19 protein-coding genes and 1 pseudogene are annotated in these 19,177 nt (G+C 39.5%); 17 read left to right on the top strand and 3 right to left on the bottom strand.

The features are described 5' to 3' along the window. The first annotated feature begins 39 nt into the window (after positions 1–39). From QM859_RS05910 to QM859_RS05890, 5 genes are all read left to right on the top strand, one after another. Entirely contained in the window at positions 40–1,536 is a 1,497-nt protein-coding gene (locus QM859_RS05910) for an ABC transporter permease (protein WP_414262425.1), read from the top strand. Continuing rightward, entirely contained in the window at positions 1,536–2,462 is a 927-nt protein-coding gene (gene oppC / locus QM859_RS05905; RefSeq protein WP_414262424.1) for an oligopeptide ABC transporter permease OppC, read from the top strand. Before QM859_RS05910 ends, oppC begins: the two co-directional genes overlap by 1 nt. A gap of 8 nt (positions 2,463–2,470) precedes the next feature. Next, positions 2,471–3,538, top strand: a complete 1,068-nt coding sequence (locus tag QM859_RS05900) for an ABC transporter ATP-binding protein (RefSeq protein WP_414262423.1) — start codon at positions 2,471–2,473, stop codon at positions 3,536–3,538. 10 nt (positions 3,539–3,548) lie between these two features. Further along, a complete protein-coding gene (locus QM859_RS05895) occupies positions 3,549–4,475 on the top strand; it encodes an ATP-binding cassette domain-containing protein (RefSeq protein ID WP_195183709.1) in 927 nt (308 codons plus the stop codon). Between the two features lie 153 nt (positions 4,476–4,628). Continuing rightward, positions 4,629–4,829: a mechanosensitive ion channel protein MscL gene (locus QM859_RS05890; protein WP_074324326.1), complete on the top strand. Its 201-nt coding sequence runs from the start codon at positions 4,629–4,631 to the stop codon at positions 4,827–4,829. A gap of 363 nt (positions 4,830–5,192) precedes the next feature. Here the strand turns inward: QM859_RS05890 and QM859_RS05885 are convergent. Further along, positions 5,193–7,948 (bottom strand): annotated as a pseudogene (locus QM859_RS05885) (glycoside hydrolase family 95 protein); the annotation flags it as partial. 310 nt (positions 7,949–8,258) lie between these two features. Between QM859_RS05885 and QM859_RS05880 the strand changes: the two are divergent. From QM859_RS05880 to yidD, 10 genes are all read left to right on the top strand, one after another. Next, on the top strand, positions 8,259–8,504 hold the full coding sequence (locus QM859_RS05880) for a YneF family protein (protein ID WP_004251708.1): 246 nt from the start codon (positions 8,259–8,261) through the stop codon (positions 8,502–8,504). Positions 8,505–8,711: 207 nt separating this feature from the next. Continuing rightward, positions 8,712–9,506, top strand: coding sequence for a glutamate racemase (racE, locus tag QM859_RS05875; RefSeq protein ID WP_414262422.1), 795 nt, complete (start codon positions 8,712–8,714; stop codon positions 9,504–9,506). Continuing rightward, positions 9,464–10,474, top strand: coding sequence for a nucleoside-triphosphate diphosphatase (locus tag QM859_RS05870; RefSeq protein WP_414262421.1), 1,011 nt, complete (start codon positions 9,464–9,466; stop codon positions 10,472–10,474). The genes racE and QM859_RS05870 overlap by 43 nt, the downstream gene beginning before the upstream one ends. Further along, positions 10,450–10,971 (top strand): metallophosphoesterase, encoded by a 522-nt coding sequence (locus QM859_RS05865; RefSeq protein WP_414262420.1) that lies wholly within the window; start codon positions 10,450–10,452, stop codon positions 10,969–10,971. Before QM859_RS05870 ends, QM859_RS05865 begins: the two co-directional genes overlap by 25 nt. Beyond that, positions 10,968–11,429 (top strand): cyclic-di-AMP-binding protein CbpB, encoded by a 462-nt coding sequence (cbpB, locus tag QM859_RS05860; RefSeq protein ID WP_414262419.1) that lies wholly within the window; start codon positions 10,968–10,970, stop codon positions 11,427–11,429. Before QM859_RS05865 ends, cbpB begins: the two co-directional genes overlap by 4 nt. Continuing rightward, positions 11,426–12,160 carry a site-specific tyrosine recombinase XerD gene (xerD, locus tag QM859_RS05855; protein WP_414262418.1) on the top strand — a complete coding sequence of 245 codons (735 nt, stop codon included), beginning with the start codon at positions 11,426–11,428 and terminating at the stop codon, positions 12,158–12,160. Before cbpB ends, xerD begins: the two co-directional genes overlap by 4 nt. Beyond that, positions 12,160–12,894 carry a segregation/condensation protein A gene (locus QM859_RS05850; protein WP_414262417.1) on the top strand — a complete coding sequence of 245 codons (735 nt, stop codon included), beginning with the start codon at positions 12,160–12,162 and terminating at the stop codon, positions 12,892–12,894. Before xerD ends, QM859_RS05850 begins: the two co-directional genes overlap by 1 nt. A gap of 12 nt (positions 12,895–12,906) precedes the next feature. Next, the gene (gene scpB, locus QM859_RS05845; protein WP_414262416.1) at positions 12,907–13,476 is read left to right on the top strand and encodes an SMC-Scp complex subunit ScpB; all 570 of its coding nucleotides are present in this window, start codon (positions 12,907–12,909) and stop codon (positions 13,474–13,476) included. Beyond that, entirely contained in the window at positions 13,463–14,188 is a 726-nt protein-coding gene (locus tag QM859_RS05840) for a pseudouridine synthase (protein ID WP_004251725.1), read from the top strand. The genes scpB and QM859_RS05840 overlap by 14 nt, the downstream gene beginning before the upstream one ends. Continuing rightward, positions 14,188–14,424, top strand: a complete 237-nt coding sequence (gene yidD, locus QM859_RS05835) for a membrane protein insertion efficiency factor YidD (protein WP_414262415.1) — start codon at positions 14,188–14,190, stop codon at positions 14,422–14,424. Before QM859_RS05840 ends, yidD begins: the two co-directional genes overlap by 1 nt. Before the next feature lie 97 nt (positions 14,425–14,521). Here the strand turns inward: yidD and galE are convergent, their stop codons facing one another. After that, the gene (galE, locus tag QM859_RS05830) at positions 14,522–15,520 is read right to left on the bottom strand and encodes a UDP-glucose 4-epimerase GalE (protein ID WP_414262414.1); all 999 of its coding nucleotides are present in this window, start codon (positions 15,518–15,520) and stop codon (positions 14,522–14,524) included. A 267-nt stretch (positions 15,521–15,787) separates the two neighbouring features. Here galE and pepA point away from each other — a divergent pair, with 267 nt between their 5' ends. Continuing rightward, positions 15,788–16,852 carry a glutamyl aminopeptidase gene (pepA, locus tag QM859_RS05825; RefSeq protein ID WP_414262413.1) on the top strand — a complete coding sequence of 355 codons (1,065 nt, stop codon included), beginning with the start codon at positions 15,788–15,790 and terminating at the stop codon, positions 16,850–16,852. Positions 16,853–16,876: 24 nt separating this feature from the next. Then, complete coding sequence (locus tag QM859_RS05820) at positions 16,877–17,173, top strand: bacteriocin immunity protein (RefSeq protein ID WP_414262412.1); 297 nt, start codon at positions 16,877–16,879, stop codon at positions 17,171–17,173. Positions 17,174–17,202: 29 nt separating this feature from the next. Here QM859_RS05820 and QM859_RS05815 read toward each other — a convergent pair whose 3' ends face one another. After that, positions 17,203–18,834 carry a Na/Pi cotransporter family protein gene (locus tag QM859_RS05815; protein ID WP_414262411.1) on the bottom strand — a complete coding sequence of 544 codons (1,632 nt, stop codon included), beginning with the start codon at positions 18,832–18,834 and terminating at the stop codon, positions 17,203–17,205. Between the last annotated feature and the right edge of the window lie 343 nt (positions 18,835–19,177).

Raw genomic sequence — 19,177 nt, 5'->3', positions numbered from 1 at the left:
AAAAGGAGAAGGTTCTTTTGGGATTTTAAAGGAAATAATATGAAAAAATATGTTTTTATGCGTATCTTGCGGTCATTAGTTTCTATCTTTTTAGTAACGACCTTGATCTACACGATTATCTATACGTTAGTTCCACGGAAGTTGATCTTCAAACAAGATACTAACTACAATAAAATTGCAACAACAGCTGATAAACGTGATAACTATGAAAATACCGTTTTTGAGCGTATGGGTTATATCGAATATTACGATACGAAAGAGTTGCAGGAAAAAGCTAGTAGCATTGACCCTTCTGTAACCGTTGATGCAAACGATACAAATAAAGCTATCTACGAAAAATATATCCAACAACTTGGTAACGGTTGGACTTTGGGTGTATTCACAGAGAGCGGACAATTCTATGCTACTCGTGAAATCCCTATTTTCGAGCGTGTGTTCAAATTCTATGCAAACTTGCTTGACATTGACCATACAAACAAGATTCAAGACCCGGAAAATCCTAATTTAGAGCGTTATTTGCGATTTGAAAACGATCCGGCTATTGGATGGTCTCTAGTAGGTTCAGGGACTAAACATAAATACCTCTTGTACTTCAACAGTCAATTCCCATTTGTTCACCAAAACTTTGTCAACTTGAACTTAGGAGATTCTTACCCAACTTATGCCAATACTCCTGTTCTTCAAGTTATCACACAAGGTCAAGGACAAACCAAGACTTCAGAAGTTCAATTCCCAACTGGTAAGAAAACATCATCAGTTAACATTTACTCAAGAACCTACAAATCTCCAAGTCAAGCAGATGCACGTGAAGTAGCAAACTATGGTAAGGATGATCCTTATACAGCTACTGAAAGTAATTATCAATATCCTTCAATGATTACAAGCTCTGCTATCACAGGTTTGATTGGTCTTGCTATTTCATACGCGATTGCAATTCCACTTGGTTCTGCAATGGCTCGTTACAAAAATACATGGATTGATAGTTTCTCTACAGGAGCTTTGACCTTCTTACTTGCTCTTCCAACGATTGCCCTTGTATACATCATTCGTTTGATTGGTTCTTCAATTGGATTCCCAGATTCATTCCCTATCTTGGGTGCTGGAGACTGGCGTTCATATGTTTTACCTGTAGTGATTTTGGGCTTGTTGGGTGCACCTGGTATGGCAATTTGGATTCGTCGTTACATGATTGACTTACAATCTCAAGACTTCGTTCGTTTTGCACGTGCAAAAGGTCTATCTGAGAAAGAAATTTCAAACAAACACATCTTTAAGAACGCTATGGTACCACTCGTTTCAGGTATTCCAGGTTCTATTATTGGTGTTATCAGTGGAGCAACTCTTACAGAAACAGTCTTCGCCTTCCCAGGTATGGGTAAAATGTTGATTGACTCTGTAAAAGCGTCAAATAATAACATGGTAGTTGGTCTAGTTTTCATCTTTACTTGCGTCTCAATCTTCTCTTACTTAATTGGGGATATTTGGATGACTATGATTGACCCACGTATTAAACTGACAGAGAAAGGAGGCAAATAATGTCTACAATGAATAATGATAAATTTCAATTTGTAAAACGTGATGATTTTGCCTCTGAAGCAATTGATACTCCTGCTTATTCATACTGGGGTTCTGTCTTTAGACAGTTTTTGAAGAAAAAATCAACAGTCATCATGCTCGGTATCTTGATTGCCATCGTTTTGATGAGTTTCATCTATCCAATGTTCTCAGATTTTGACTTTAACGATGTAAGTAAGGTAAATGATTTTAGTGCTCGCTATATCAAACCGAATGGTGAATATTGGTTCGGTACAGATAGTAACGGGAAATCTCTCTTTGATGGTGTCTGGTTTGGAGCTCGTAACTCTATCTTGATTTCTGTAATTGCGACCTTTATCAACCTTGTTATCGGTGTGATTGTAGGTGGAATCTGGGGTATTTCAAAATCGGTAGACCGTATCATGATGGAAGTCTACAACGTTATCAACAATATTCCATCGCTATTGATCGTTATCGTTTTGACTTACTCTATCGGAGCAGGTTTCTGGAACTTGATTTTTGCCATGAGTGTGACTACATGGATTGGTATTGCTTATTCAATCCGTATTCAAATCATGCGTTACCGTGATTTGGAGTACAACCTTGCTTCACGTACACTCGGAACACCAACTTACAAAATCGTCATAAAAAACATCATGCCTCAATTGGTATCTGTTATTGTTACGACTATGTCACAAATGCTCCCTGCATTTATCTCATATGAAGCCTTCCTATCATTCTTTGGACTTGGCTTACCAATCACAGTACCAAGTTTGGGACGTTTGATCTCAGATTATTCTCAGAACGTAACTACAAATGCCTACCTCTTCTGGATTCCATTGACAATTTTGGTTTTGGTTTCCTTGTCACTTTTCATTGTTGGACAAAACTTAGCCGATGCTAGTGATCCACGTACACACAGATAGGAGTAGAAATGACGAACAATAAAAATGTAATTTTATCTGCTCAAGATATTGTCGTGGAATTTGATGTTCGTGACAAAGTTTTGACCGCTATTCGTGGAGTATCTCTGGAGTTGATTGAAGGAGAAGTTCTTGCCTTGGTTGGAGAATCTGGTTCGGGTAAATCAGTTTTGACAAAAACTTTTACAGGAATGTTAGAAGAAAACGGGCGTATCGCTCAGGGGAGCATCGATTACCGTGGACAAGACCTAACAGCACTTTCGTCTCACAAGGATTGGGAACAAATTCGTGGGGCAAAGATTGCAACTATCTTCCAAGATCCGATGACTAGTTTGGATCCAATCAAAACAATCGGAAGCCAAATTACTGAGGTTATCATTAAACACCAAGGGAAAACAGCTCAAGAAGCAAAAGAAATGGCTATTGACTACATGAATAAGGTTGGTATTCCTGATGCTGAAAAGCGTTTTGAGGAGTATCCATTCCAATATTCTGGAGGGATGCGTCAACGTATCGTTATCGCTATTGCTCTTGCATGTCGCCCAGATGTTTTGATCTGTGATGAGCCAACTACGGCCCTTGATGTTACCATTCAAGCTCAGATTATTGACTTGCTTAAGTCTCTTCAAAATGAATATCACTTTACAACAATCTTTATCACACACGACCTCGGTGTTGTAGCAAGTATTGCAGATAAAGTTGCAGTTATGTATGCTGGTGAGATTGTTGAGTACGGTACTGTTGAAGAAATCTTTTATGATCCTCGTCATCCTTATACTTGGAGCCTACTATCAAGTTTGCCACAATTAGCTGATGATAAAGGTGAATTGTACTCAATCCCTGGAACACCTCCATCGCTTTATACTGAATTGAAGGGAGATGCTTTTGCTCTACGTTCAGACTATGCGATGAAGATTGATTTCGAAGAAAAACCACCTCAATTTGCTGTGTCAGATACTCATTGGGCTAAAACTTGGTTGCTTGATGAACGAGCTCCAAAAGTTGAAAAACCAGCAGTAATTTCAAATTTACATGACAAGATTCGTCAGAGAATGGGTCTTGTTCATCTAGAAAACTAGGAGGAAGGAAATGTCTGAAAAATTAGTAGAAATTAAAGACTTAGAGATTTCCTTCGGTGAAGGAAGCAAAAAGTTTGTAGCCGTTAAAAATGCTAACTTCTTTATCAACAAAGGTGAAACTTTCTCTCTAGTTGGTGAGTCAGGTAGTGGTAAAACAACAATTGGTCGTGCCATTATCGGCCTTAATGATACCAGCAAAGGGGATATCATCTTTGATGGGCAAAAAATCAATGGTAAAAAATCACGTGAACAAGCAGCGGAATTAATCCGTCGCATTCAAATGATTTTCCAAGACCCAGCTGCAAGTTTGAATGAACGTGCAACAGTTGACTATATCATCTCAGAAGGTCTTTACAATCACCATTTATTTAAAGATGAAGAAGAAAGAAAAGAAAAAGTTCAAAACATCATTCGTGAAGTAGGACTTTTGGCTGAACACTTGACACGTTACCCTCATGAGTTCTCAGGTGGACAACGTCAACGTATCGGGATTGCTCGTGCCTTGGTTATGCAACCTGACTTCGTGATCGCGGATGAGCCAATTTCAGCCTTGGACGTTTCAGTGCGTGCCCAAGTTTTGAATTTGCTCAAGAAATTTCAAAAAGAATTGGGCTTGACTTATCTCTTTATCGCTCACGATTTGTCAGTAGTTCGTTTCATCTCTGATCGTATCGCGGTAATTTATAAGGGAGTCATTGTTGAAGTGGCTGAAACTGAAGAATTGTTTAACAATCCAGTTCATCCATACACACAAGCGCTTTTATCAGCTGTGCCGATTCCAGATCCAATCTTGGAACGAAAGAAAGTTTTGAAAGTCTATGATCCTAATCAACATGACTACGAAACTGATAAACCGTCTATGGTTGAAATTCGTCCAGGACATTATGTTTGGGCTAACCAAGCAGAATTGGAACGCTATAAAAAAGATATGAACTAATGAAAAGTTTTATAATCTTCCTAGTATTATTCTAGAAAGGTTATGAAACTTTTTTATTTTGCAGATAAAAACTTGATAATCTACATTAATTTGATATACTGAATACAATAAGAACTAATCTGTTAGAAATGATATGAACTACGGAAGAATCACATGGACAACCAACCAAATTTTTTTACAGGAATGGCTAGAACGATTGGGATATGCCTCTGGGTAAAAGGAATGGAAGTGCTGACTGAGAAGAAGGAATCTGAGCCAAAAGCCCTAGAGGTTGCTAAATTTCTTGCGACTTATAAAATGATATCTACTCTGCCTTGGATTGTGGGACTTCCTAAGAAAGAAGACAGAAAATGAAATTTATTTTGGATATTTTGTTTTATGTCCTAGTCAAGCCACTGATTACGATTGTAGAATTCATTTGGTATCACATTTGTTTAATTTTTTATGAATTCCTTTTGAATTTGTTATATTCGATTTTTAACTGGATTTATAACTGGCTTTTTAGTTTATTTTAGAGACTAGAAATTGGAAGTACGTACATATATATACTCATATATAACTTTATTATCACAAAAAAGATGGAAGATATTCCATCTTTTTTGTTTATAGCAATAAGATTAAGGCGAAGTTTTAAAAAGCTGATGCAAATAATAGATTCGTAGAGAGTCTATGATATAGATTAGATTTAGTCTAATCAAATTCAGACAGTATAGGCACAGGGAAGTTTTCAAAGGTAATGACATCGCCCTTTTGAGTAGCAAGCTGGATGCGATTGTCTTTGATGAGGGTAGCTTGTACTTCCTTACCGTTTACCTTGACAATGCTAGCTTCGATATTTGGATAGTCTACGACTAAGTCTCCACCCACATTAGAAAGGAAGGATAGCGTTTCAAGATTCTTTTCTTTCCATTTCATGCTGACTTCAAAGTTACCACGAGCGACTAAACCTGAAACTTGCCCATCTTTCCATGCATCTGGAAGGGCTGGTAATGGGGCAATGTAGCCGGTGTGAGACTGAAGGAGCATTTCTGCCATACCGCTAGTTGCACCAAAGTTCCCATCAATTTGGAAAGGCGCGTGCGTATCCCAGAGATTTTCTAGAGTTGAGGATCTGAGTTGTTCTGCCAGCAAACGATGGGCACGATTTCCATCAAGCAGACGAGCCCAGAGGTTGATTTTATTAGCCTTAGACCAACCCGTTCCACCATCTCCACGATGGTTTAGGGTTGCGCGTGCTGCTTCCAGATATTCAGGCTGATCCTTGCCAAATAAGGTTCCTTGGAAGAGCCCAACCAGATGAGAAACGTGACGGTGATGGTTTTCAAGTCCTTCATTAGTGAATTGAGGACTGTCTTCATCGTACCATTCCTTGATTCGGCCATCTTGGTTGATATGAAGTGGTTTGAGTTTGTCAAATTTAGCCTTCACTTCTGTCACCAAATCTTGGTCGACATTGAGATGATTGGCTGCTTCCATATAGTCGTGGAAGAGTTGCCAAACTAGAGATTGGTCAAAGGTATTTCCAATCGTGATAGTTCCATGCTCTGGTGAGTAGGATGGCGAAGAAACCCAACGGTCACTAGATTTGTCGTAGTGCAAGAAGGAATTCCAGAACTTGGCTGTTTCCTTGAGCATTGGATAAATCTTTTCTTTGAGATAGGTTTCATCCTTGGTGAATTTGTAGTAGTCATAGACGTTCTGCATCATCCAAGCATTGGCAGCAGGAGACCAACCCCAGTAATAATTCCAACCTGGAGTTGTCCAGCCAAATGGTGTTGCCTGAGTATGAACCAACCAACCATTTTCTTGGCCTTCTTTGGATTCGATACCTGCATATTCTTTAGCAGCGATACGACCATAGTAGCGCATGTCATCAATATAATTGACCATTGACTTAGCAGTTTCTGCAAGATTGTTCATGTAGGCAGGCCAGTAGTTCATCTGAAGGTTGACATTGAGGTGGTAATCTGAGTTCCAAGGTGGATTGTCTACAGCATTCCAGACTCCTTGCAAGTTGGCAGGAAGGGCATCTGTCCGGTCACGAGAAGAACTAATGAGTAGATAACGTCCGTATTGGAAGAAGAGCTCTTCTAGTTTTTGCCCTTTTTCTGGGTTGTAGGTATGCAGAGCTTCTTTTGTAGTTTGGCTAGACTTGTTGCCACCAAGATTTAGTTGAACACGGTTGAAGAGACTTTGATAATCCTTGATGTGGTTATTTTTTAGGGTTTCATAATCTTTTGCCTTGGCAGCTTCTACGATAGACTTAACAGTATTTTCTAGGTCAATATCCTTGCGATAATTAGTTTTTGGATTTTGAGCAAAGTTGGTCTTGGCACTGAGTAAAAGGGTCACATAGCTGGCTCCGGTGACAGTCAAATAGCCATCTTGTGCAGTGACTTGTCCGTCTGTCTTGATTCCGAGATAGGAAGCAAATTTCAGACCATTGTCTTTGACAGTTCCTTTGAGCAAAATACCATTAGAATCAGTCGTAACTGCTCCTTGTTTATAATTCGAATATTCCCAGGAGTAGTCGCCATTCGCAATCAAATCTTCAGTCAAACTATTCCAGAGTGTAAAATCAAGGGTTTTATCACCTTTTTTACTCAAGTGGGTCACAGTAACATCGTCAGGATAGCTAGAGAAGGTTTCGCGTTTAAAGTTTGTACCATCTTGGGTATAAGAAGTGGTCGAGATGGCCTCAGAAATATCTAAACCACGATGATAGTCGGTAACATTCTCCAAGCCTTTCTTTTGGTTGTTAAAGACCATAAAGATATCACCAAAAGATAAGTAACGACCATACTGAGCATTGTTTGGTCCGACTAGGTTGCGCTCCGCTAATTGTTTTGCTTTTTGGTGGTTTCCTTCTTCTAATGCCTTACGAATTTCTGCTAAGACCTTATAGCGGTCTTGATAATTCCCTCCATTGTAGTCGGTGCTATCCGGTTGCGGTCCACCAGACCAGAGAGTTTTTTCATTGTATTGGATTCTTTCTTCACCGATGAGCCCAAAAACTTTTGCCCCCATTTCTCCATTTCCGACTGGCAGGGCTTGTTTTTCCCAGCCGTCATAAGAAGGAGCAGTTGGTTGGTCATAATGAAGTTGATAGTTTTTTTGCTTAGTCATAGGAAGTTCTGGTTTTTCACTCTCCTTATTTTCAGAAGGTTCAACTACAGCGTTAGTCTCTGATTGATGATGTATTTGAGGTGTTTCCTTTTCAGGTTTTACCTCTTTGGCAGCTAATTCAGTAGAAGTTGGATTTTCTGTGCTTGGTTGATTTTCCTTATCCTCTTGAGTGGGTTCCTCTACTTTTGTATTCACTTGAACCGTATTCTCACTGACACTTGCTTGATTTTCTTTCACTTCGATGCCATCGGCAGCTACATTCTGTGTCGCTAGAAAAACAGAAGCAGTTCCAACGGTCAATTTTCGGATGCTATACTTACAGGATTTTCCCAATAGCTCTTCTCCAAAAAAACTCCTTTCTTGAATCTGTAAGCGCATACATTTTCCTGTAAAAAATAAGTCTTGCAGAAAGATGTTTCTTTGTTTTGTATAATTTTAATATAGCAAATAAATCAATCCAATGCAAGGTTTTTTAGGAAAAAATGAATTATTTTACCAAATTTTAGTTATTTTTTTAATCTTATTGAATTAAAAAAGATTAGAGCTGAAAAAGAATCTGAGGAATGCCCTACCCTTTTGAAAGCGTAAATCAAACTAGTCAGGCGTGGGACTTTATGGTATAATATAGAAGATTCAAAAAGAAACAGGAGAAATATTATGGACCTTATTTTAGCAATTGTATTGATTGTTTTAGCTTTTCTTGGTGGAGCACTTGGAGGAATGTACTTGGTGCGCAAGCAAATCGAAAAAGAATTTGCTGATAACCCACGTTTGAATGCAGAAGCAGTTCGTACTCTGTTGAGTGCAAATGGTCAAAAGCCAAGCGAAGCTAAGGTACAACAAGTGTACCACCAAATCATTCGCCAACAAAAAGCAGCCCTTGCTAACAATAAAAAGAAATAAATAGGAAAAGTCTGGGATGAAAATTCCAGACTTCTCACTATGTTCAACTGATATTTAAGGATAAGACTTTTTCCTTGCATTCTATTGATATTTGATTATGATTAAGAGGGAGATAGTCTGGAGTTTACCAGTCTGTCAGAAATTTCAGTGAGAAATGTAATGATAATGAACTATCAATCAGAAAAATAAGACTAGAAAGAAGACTGTATGGATAATCGACCAATTGGTTTTTTGGATTCGGGCGTTGGAGGCTTGACTGTTGTACGTGAACTCATGCGCCAGCTTCCTCATGAAGAAATCGTCTATATTGGAGATTCGGCACGGGCACCTTACGGGCCTCGTCCTGCTGAGCAAATTCGTGAATATACTTGGCAGTTGGTCAACTTTCTTTTGACTAAGGATGTCAAGATGATTGTCATCGCTTGTAATACTGCAACAGCAGTTGTTTGGGAAGAAATTAAATCCAAACTCGATATTCCTGTTCTTGGAGTGATTTTACCGGGTGCTTCAGCTGCTATCAAAGCTAGTCAGGGTGGGAGAATCGGTGTGATTGGAACACCGATGACAGTACAATCAGATATCTATCGTCAAAAAATTCATGACCTAGATCCAAGTTTGCAAGTTGAAAGTTTAGCCTGCCCTAAGTTTGCTCCCTTGGTTGAGTCTGGTGCACTTTCAACCAGTGTGACCAAGAAAGTAGTTTATGAAACCTTGCGCCCATTAGTGGGCAAGGTAGACAGCTTGATTTTGGGCTGCACCCACTACCCGCTTCTCAGACCCATTATCCAAAATGTGATGGGACCGGAAGTGAAACTGATTGATAGTGGAGCAGAGTGTGTACGAGATATCTCTGTCTTACTCAATTATTTTGAAATCAATCGTAGCCGTGATGCAGGGCCTTTACAACACCGTTTTTATACTACTGCAAATAGCCATAGTTTTGCTCAGATTGGAGCGGAATGGCTAGAAAAAGAGATTCATGTGGAGCATGTAACATTATGACAAACAAAATTTATGAATACAAGGATGACCAGGACTGGTATGTAGGTGTCTGGGACGTCTACGGTGGAATCTATAGTCTCATAAAAGATCCTCTTGATCTCGATTTTATGGATTTGGCTCGCATTTTCCGTGATGAGGAAAATGGTTTTCCAATCACGATTACGGTAATGCGCTGGTCTTCCAACTTCCGTTTACTCTCTTTTATCGTTGAGATTTTAAATGCAGAAGCCGGTCGAAACTTGGAAGTCATTCAACGCCAAGGTGCCTTGCTCTTAGTTGAAAATGGACAACTCTTGCATGTGGAATTACCTAAAGAAGGAGTAGATGTCGAAGCCTTCTTTGAAACTAGCAAAGTCAGAGAAACCTTGTTGATAGCGACTCGTAATGAAGGGAAGACCAAGGAATTTCGTGCTATCTTTGACAAACTTGGATATGATGTGGAGAATCTCAATGATTACCCAGATCTGCCTGAAGTTGCTGAAACTGGTATGACCTTTGAAGAAAATGCTCGCCTTAAGGCAGAAACTATTTCACAGTTAACAGGCAAGATGGTTCTAGCAGATGATTCAGGTCTTAAAGTCGATGTCCTCGGTGGATTGCCAGGCGTTTGGTCAGCTCGATTTGCAGGAGTGGGAGCCACTGACCAGGAAAACAATGCTAAACTCTTGCACGAATTAGCCATGGTCTTTGAACTCAAGGACCGTTCGGCACAATTCCACACCACTTTGGTTGTGGCTAGCCCAGGTAAGGAAAGCTTGGTGGTCGAAGCTGATTGGCCAGGATACATTAACTTTGAACCTAAGGGTGAAAATGGTTTTGGCTATGATCCTCTTTTCCTAGTAGGAGAAACAGGCAAGTCATCAGCTGAATTAACCCTTGAAGAAAAAAATAGTCAATCTCACCGTGCCTTAGCCGTTAAGAAACTTTTGGAGGTATTTCCATCATGGCAAAGCAAACCATCATTGTAATGAGCGATTCCCATGGAGATAGCTTGATTGTAGAAGAAATACGTGATCGCTATCTTGGGAAAGTTGATGCCATTTTTCACGATGGTGACTCGGAGCTTCGCCCAGATTCACCACTCTGGGAAGGGATTCAGGTAGTTAGAGGAAACATGGATTTCTATTCAGATTATCCAGAACGCTTAGTGACTCAACTGGGTCCTACCAAGATTATCCAGACTCACGGACACTTATTTAACATTAACTTCAATTTCCAAAAACTAGATTTCTGGGCTCAAGAGGAAGATGCTGATATCTGTCTCTATGGTCACTTGCATGTACCAAATGCTTGGATGGAAGGGAAGACCCTCTTTCTAAATCCAGGTTCTATCAGCCAACCACGTGGAACCATCAGAGAATGCCTCTACGCTCGTGTGGAAATTGATGACAGCTATTTCAAAGTGGACTTTTTGACACGTGATCATGAGGTTTATCCAGGTTTGTCCAAGGAGTTTGCTCGATGATTGCCAAAGAATTTGAACTCTTTTTGCTGGAACAAGAGGAAACCTTTTTGACTCCTGCTGAAAATTTGGCTGTACTCATTGATACTCACAATGCAGATCATGCAATCCTCTTGCTTAGTCAGATGACCTATAGTAGGGTTCCAGTAGTAACAGATAAGAGAAAATTTGTCGGAACAATTGGCCTAAGAGATATTTTAGCCTACCAAATGGAGAATGGCTTGAGTCAAGAGGCCATGGCGGATACAGACATTGTTCATATGACTAAAAAGAATGTTGCAGTTGTGGAGCCAGATTATCATCTAACGGATGTATTGCACAAGCTAGTGGATGAGTCCTTCCTCCCTGTCGTAGATAAGGATGGTGTCTTCCAGGGAATTATCACACGTAAGTCTATCCTAAAGGCTGTTAATGCCCTCTTACATGACTTTAGTAAGGAATATGAGATTCGAAGTAAATGAGAGAATGGATTTTATCATTTTTAGAAGAAAAGCAAAATCTATCTAGTAATTCTAAACAGTCTTATAAATATGACTTGGAGCAGTTTTTAGACCTTATTGGAGAACGAATTTCTGAGACAAGTTTAAAAATCTACCAAGCTCAACTATCAAATTTTAAAATTAGTGCCCAAAAGCGTAAAGTTTCTGCCTGCAATCAATTTCTTTACTTTTTATACCAGAAAGGAAAGATTGGCACCTTTTATCGTTTGGAATTGCCGAAACAGGCTGAGAAAAAACAAGTCAAGTCAGAGCTTTTAGACTTGAGTTCTTTCTGGCAAGAAAGTACCTATCCAGAAGGGCGTTTAATAGCCTTATTGATAGTTGAATTGGGCCTCTTGCCTAGTGAAATTCTAGCCATAAAAATAAGTGATGTGAATCTAGATTTTCAAGTGTTGAGAATCAATAAAGCCTCTCAACAAAGAATCTTGAGTCTTCCCACAAAATTACTTGCAGAGTTAGAACCCTTGATGGGAAAGACCTACCTCTTTGAAAAAACTGGTAAGCCATACTCTCGTCAATGGGCCTTTCGTCAGTTAGAAGCCGTTCTAAAGGAAAAAGGTTTTGCAGATTTATCGGCTCAAGGATTGAGAGAACAGTTTATACTGAGACAAATTGAAGAGAAGGTTGATTTGTATGAAATCGCTAAAAAATTGGGATTAAAAACAGTCATGACCTTAGAAAAGTATAGATAATGGATATTAAATTAAAAGATTTTGAAGGGCCTTTGGACTTGCTCTTACACTTGGTTTCAAAGTATCAGATGGATATCTATGATGTACCGATTACAGAAGTTATTGAGCAGTATCTAGCCTATGTATCAACCTTACAAGCCATGCGTTTAGAAGTGGCAGGTGAATATATGGTGATGGCTAGCCAACTCATGCTGATCAAAAGTCGTAAGCTCTTGCCAAAGGTTGCGGAAGTGACAGATTTAGAAGATGATCTTGAACAGGACCTTCTTTCTCAAATCGAAGAATACCGCAAGTTTAAACTTTTGGGAGAGCAGTTGGAAGTCAAGCACCAAGATCGAGCCCAGTATTACTCAAAAGCACCGACAGAGTTAATTTACGAAGATGCTGAACTTGTGCATGATAAGACCACGATCGATCTTTTCTTAGCCTTTTCAACTTTATTGACCAAGAAAAAGGAAGAATTCTCGAAAAACCATACAACCATTTTACGAGATGAGTATAAGATTGAGGATATGATGGTTATCGTTCGAGAAGCCTTGGTTGAAGGTCAGCAATTATGCTTGCAGGATTTGTTTAAAGAAACAAAGGATTTGCAAGAGGTTATTACACTCTTTTTAGCGACCCTGGAGTTGATTAAAACCCAAGAAATTCTCTTGATTCAAAAAGAGAGTTTTGGAGATATCTATCTCATGAAAAAGAAAGACGAAAATCAAGCAGAGCAAAGTCAGGCTTGATAGAGAGGAAGTATGAGTACTTTAGCAAAAATAGAAGCGCTCCTGTTTGTAGCGGGGGAGGATGGCATTAGAGTCCGCCAGCTGGCGGAGGTCCTATCGCTTCCACCAACAGGAATTCAGCAAAGCTTAGAAAAATTAGCCAAAAAGTATGAAAAAGACCAGGATTCTAGTTTAGACTTGATTGAGACAGGTGGTGCTTATAGATTGGTAACCAAGGCTCAATTTGCAGCGATTTTAAAAGAATACTCTAAGGCGCCAATCAACCAGAGCCTATCTCGAGCTGCCCTTGAAACGCTGTCCATCATTGCCTACAAGCAGCCTATCACAAGAATTGAGATTGATGCTATTCGTGGGGTTAATTCAAGCGGAGCTCTAGCTAAGTTACAGGCTTTCGATTTGATAAGAGAAGATGGGAAAAAAGAAGTTCTTGGGCGCCCTAATCTCTATGTAACTACGGATTATTTTCTAGATTACATGGGTATTAATCATTTGGAAGAATTGCCTGTGATTGACGAGCTTGAAATTCAAGCACAAGAAAGCCAATTATTTGGTGAAAGGATAGAAGAAGATGAGAATCAATAAATATATTGCCCACGCAGGTGTGGCCAGTAGGAGAAAAGCAGAAGAGTTGATCAAACAAGGCTTGGTGACTGTTAACGGTCAGGTAGTGCGTGAACTAGCGACAACCATTAAGTCTGGCGATAAGGTAGAAGTTGAAGGTCAACCAATCTACAACGAAGAAAAGGTCTACTATCTGCTCAATAAACCACGTGGTGTGATTTCCAGTGTAACAGATGATAAAGGACGTAAGACGGTTGTCGATCTTTTGCCTAATGTGAAAGAGCGTATCTACCCTGTGGGACGTTTGGACTGGGATACGTCAGGTGTCTTGATTTTGACCAATGATGGTGACTTTACCGATGAGATGATTCACCCACGTAATGAAATCGATAAGGTCTATGTAGCGCGTGTAAAAGGGATTGCTAACAAGGAAAATCTACGCCCCTTGACCCGTGGTCTTGAGATTGATGGTAAGAAAACTAAGCCAGCGGTTTATGAGATTCTTAAAGTAGACCCAGTCAAAAACCGTTCTGTTGTACAGTTGACCATCCATGAAGGACGTAACCACCAGGTTAAAAAGATGTTTGAAGCAGTTGGGCTTCAAGTGGATAAGTTGTCTCGGACACGTTTTGGACACCTAGACTTGACAGGTCTCCGTCCAGGAGAATCCCGTCGTCTTAACAAAAAAGAAATCAGCCAACTACACACCATGGCTGTAACAACTAATAAATAATGAAACGAATTTTAATTGCGCCTGTGCGCTTTTACCAACGCTTTATATCCCCTGCATTCCCACCTTCTTGTAGATTTGAGCCTACTTGTTCAAACTACATGATTCAGGCTATTGAAAAGCATGGATTTAAGGGGGTTCTGATGGGATTGGCACGGATATTGCGATGTCATCCTTGGTCTGAAATAGGTAAGGACCCCGTACCAGATCACTTTTCTTTAAAGAGAAATACAAGATAAAATTGGCTCCTAATGTATAAAACACAGATAGATGATACTTGGTTTTTATCAAGTGCCATCTATCTGTGTTTTTATTTATTATTGATGTTTCTGTTATTTATTCCAAAATGTTTTTGCCTTCTTTAACACGCCAATGATAATCCGATAAAATAATATCTTTTAGAGAGTAACTAGCTTCCCAATCAAGATATTTTTTAGCTTTTGAGGCATCTGCAAGGACGCTAGCTGGATCCCCAGCACGGCGAGCAACAATTTCGTGTGGGATTTCTTGATTAAGTAATTCTTCAGCAGTTTTAAAGATTTCTTTGACGGTATAACCTTTTTCAGTTCCTAAGTTAAAGATTTGAGAAGAACTAGTTTCTTGGAATAGGTAATCCATCCCTTTAACATGGGCTTGTGCAAGATCTAAAACATGGATGTAATCTCGAATACATGAACCATCGCGCGTATCGTAGTCATCTCCAAATATTTTCAGGCTATCATTTTGTCCCAATGCAGTCTTATTGATATTCGGAATGATGTGAGTTGGATTTTTTACACGGAGACCATTTGAAGCATCCATTTCTGCACCAGCTACATTGAAATAGCGGAAAATGACATATTTCCAATCATAGCGATTAGCCATCCAGTAAATCATTCGTTCGCCCATCAATTTTGTTTCTGCATAAGGGTTGACAGGGTCGAGCAAGGTATCTTCAGTCGCTGGCTTGTCAATACAGTTATTACCATAGAGGGAAGCAGTTGAAGAGAACATGATTTTTTGAATACCAACTTCAGATAAGACTTTAAGAACTTGGTTCATGCCAGCAACATTGGCAGTGAAGTATTTGCTTGGGTTTTCAATGCTTTCGCTAACAACAATTTCACCTGCACAATGCAGAACTGCATCAATTTTATTTTCTTCCAAGTAGGCTTTTAAGGCACTAGCATCATAAACGTCAAGTTGTTTAAAGTTTGCACGATTATCTACAGCTGAACGGTGTCCTGTAGAAAGGTTATCTAGGACATGAACCTGATATCCAGCATTTAAAAGAGCTTTGACAGTATGTGAGCCAATGTAGCCAGCTCCGCCTGTAACAAGAATTGTTTTAGTCATGATTTTTTCCTTTTTCTAATTTTGTTCTATTTTAAAAAATGTAGAAGAAAAAGTCAAATATTTTTTATAGTTTCATAAAAGTAAAGACGTCGGTGTTATAATTTTTTTAGACCTTCCCTCATACACAAGGGAATACCGTTTTTTCTACTTAGAAAATAAGATATGATTTGTAGAAAGCAGAATAAGATACAAATTTAGAAATCCACCTTTCCACTACCCTTCTCCTATAAAAAGTGGTAAAATGGTTGAAAGAAAGAAGGGATAGAAATGACAACATTATTTTCTAAAATCAAAGAAGTAACAGAGCTTTCTGCTATCTCAGGTCATGAAGCACCTGTTCGCGCTTATCTTCGTGAAAAATTAACACCTCACGTGGATGAAGTAGTGACTGATGGTCTAGGTGGTATTTTTGGTATCAAACACTCAGAAGCAGTCGATGCACCTCGTGTTTTGGTAGCATCTCACATGGATGAAGTTGGTTTTATGGTAAGTGAAATCAAACCAGATGGAACCTTCCGAGTAGTTGAAATCGGTGGTTGGAACCCGATGGTTGTCAGCAGCCAACGTTTTAAACTCTTCACTCGCCAAGGCCGTGAAATTTCAGTAATCTCAGGTTCAGTACCTCCACATTTGACTCGTGGGACAGGCGGGCCAACCATGCCAGCTGTTTCAGACATCGTCTTCGATGGTGGTTTTGCGGATAAGGCTGAGGCCGAAAGTTATGGTATCCGTCCTGGGGACACAATCGTTCCAGATAGTAGCGCAATCCTAACAGCTAACGAAAAAAATATCATCTCAAAAGCTTGGGACAACCGTTACGGAGTTCTTATGGTTAGTGAGCTGGCAGAAAACTTGTCAGGCCAAAAACTAGGCAATGAACTTTATCTTGGTGCCAATGTCCAAGAAGAAGTTGGACTTCGTGGTGCCCATACATCAACAACCAAATTTGACCCAGAAGTATTCCTTGCAGTTGACTGTTCACCAGCTGGTGACGTCTATGGTGGTCAAGGCAAGATTGGTGATGGAACCTTGATTCGTTTCTACGATCCAGGTCACTTGCTCCTACCAGGCATGAAGGATTTCCTTTTAACAACTGCTGAAGAAGCTGGAATCAAATACCAATACTATTGTGGAAAAGGTGGAACTGACGCAGGTGCAGCCCATCTGAAAAATGGTGGTGTCCCATCAACAACAATCGGTGTTTGTGCCCGTTATATCCACTCTCACCAAACACTTTATGCAATGGATGATTTCCTTGAAGCACAAGCATTCTTACAAGCCTTGGTTAAAAAATTGGATCGCTCTACAGTAGATTTAATCAAAAATTATTAAACAGAAAAGATGGAGGTGATAGGGATGGAAGAACCAAACCTAGAAACCTTGATACGGGATCTTTACAATCATGCCCGTCAAAACCTGAGTGAAGATCTAGTGCTTGCACTTGTAGAGACTGCTAAGCAATTGACAAGTACCAATGAGCGCTTGCTAGCAGTACGGCTATCAGGTCTGGTCACTCTTGAACTACTCAAGAATCCCAAGACCCCAGCGCCAGAGTTAGTCAATCTGGCCCGCTTTATCAAAAAGGAAGAAGCGAGATACAGGGGTGCAGCCGCATCTTCCATTATGATTGGAGAGCTATTTAAAATGCTTTGATTCGAAAGAATCAAAGCATTTTTTTCGTTTTAAATTTGTTCTGCCAAAACCTTTTCAGCAAGGTTCATAGCGTGGTCTGATACACGAGTGTAGTGTGAAATAATATCGATAAAGTTGACACCTGCTTGAGTAGAACATTCACCGTTATTAAGACGTTTAATATGAGTCTTACGAAGGACACGTTCCATATTATTGATTTCTTCGTGTCGCTCGATAAGAGCTTGAGCTTTCTCGAGGTCGTTGGTTTCCACACTCTCAAGAGCATCTTTGACAAATTCGCTTGTTTTAAGATAAATCTCTGCTAGTTCTTCTAATGCAGCCTCAGAGAATTGAACATTCTTGCGTTGCAAGTAATCGTTAAGATTGAGCAGGGCTTCTGCGTGGTCTCCGATACGTTCCAAGTCTCGTGAAGAGTCAAGGATATTTGTTAAGACTTCACTCTCTTTTTGGCTCAAAGCTTCACCAGATAAACCAATGAGGTAACGAGTCAATTTTTCATCAATGGTATTGATAGCTTCTTCAGTCTTATGTCCCTTTTCTGCAACTTTTTCATTAGAGTTGATGATATAGTCGTAAGAGAGGTCAAAGGCTTTCGCAGCATAATTACCCAAGTGTAGAAGTTCTTTTTTAGCATTTCCAAGAGCGATAGATGGAGCTTGTTTGATCAGTTGCTCATCAAGGAAAAGTGGCTCGTATTTGACAACTTCGTCTTCTCCAGGGATAAGTTTGGTTACCATGAAGGCAAGAGCTCCGATGAATGGAAACTGAATGATTGTATTGGTAATGTTGAAGGTTCCGTGGGCGAAGGCAATGGTCATTTCTGGAGCTAGATTTAAGAAGCTCTCAAACCATTGGATTAAGCCTGTAAACGGAACGAGGAAGATAATACAGATAACAGTCCCGATGACGTTAAAGGCCACATGGGCTGCCGCCACACGTTTGGCTGCAATATTAGCACCTAAGGAAGCGATAATAGCAGTGATAGTTGTTCCAATGTTATCTCCAAAGAGCACTGGTAGGGCTCCTTGAAGGTCAATCAGATTGCTAGCGTATAGATTTTGTAAAATCCCGATGGTCGCTGAGGAGGCTTGAATCAGAAGGGTTAAACCTGTTCCGACAAGAACACCCAAGATTGGGTTTTTACTCAGTTCTACCATGTAGTCTTTAAAGACTTGTAAATCCTTAAGGGGCTCCATAGCGCCACTCATAAGATTGAGGGCAAAGAAGATACCACCGACACCAAAGACAATTCGTCCGATGTTATTGATGGTTCTATTTTTGGTGAAGAAGAGACAGACTGCTCCGAGAAAGAGCATAGGTAATGCGTAGTCTCCCAATTTAAAACCAATGATAAAGGATGTGACGGTTGTTCCAATATTGGCACCCATGACAATCCCAATGGCCTGACGTAAAGTCAATAGTCCAGCGCTAACCAGACCAACTGTAATAACCGTAACACCTGAACTCGATTGAATCAGGGCAGTCATCCCAATTCCAACTAAAATTCCAAAGAAAGGATTGCTAGTATATTTGTCAATGTAAAATCGAAGACGATCTCCAGCTGCTTGTTGCAAACCGTCCCCCATGGTTTTGATACTATATAAGAATAGTCCCAGGCCACCTAAAAAGTGAAATGCAATTTCCTGCCAATTAATGGACATTTTATTTTCCCTCCGAAAACTAATCGCGGAATTTCTCCCATTCTATTTTAAAGGATTCTAAGCAATCTAACAAGTAGTAAATAGTAAATTTTAATAAAAATGTAATGAATCTTTTATTAAAAAGTATCATTTAGTTGGGATATTATTATTCCAACTAGTAAGCATTTAATGATTTTTTGGATGAAAATTTAAAATTAGTGAGAGTTCCGATTATCTAACAATCACTAGTTTTATACTCTTATTTTTAAAGTAACAGACTAATCGAGAAAGAGAAAAGTTTAAGGTTTTGCTATCTCTTTTATTGATTTTGTGATATAATTAACACGTAAAAAAAAAGAAGGAG

The organism is Streptococcus infantis, from assembly GCF_047463175.1.
GTDB lineage: Bacteria > Bacillota > Bacilli > Lactobacillales > Streptococcaceae > Streptococcus > Streptococcus infantis_AC.
Note: the sequence above shows the minus strand (reverse complement) of the source record. Positions and strands in the feature narration are given on the sequence as shown.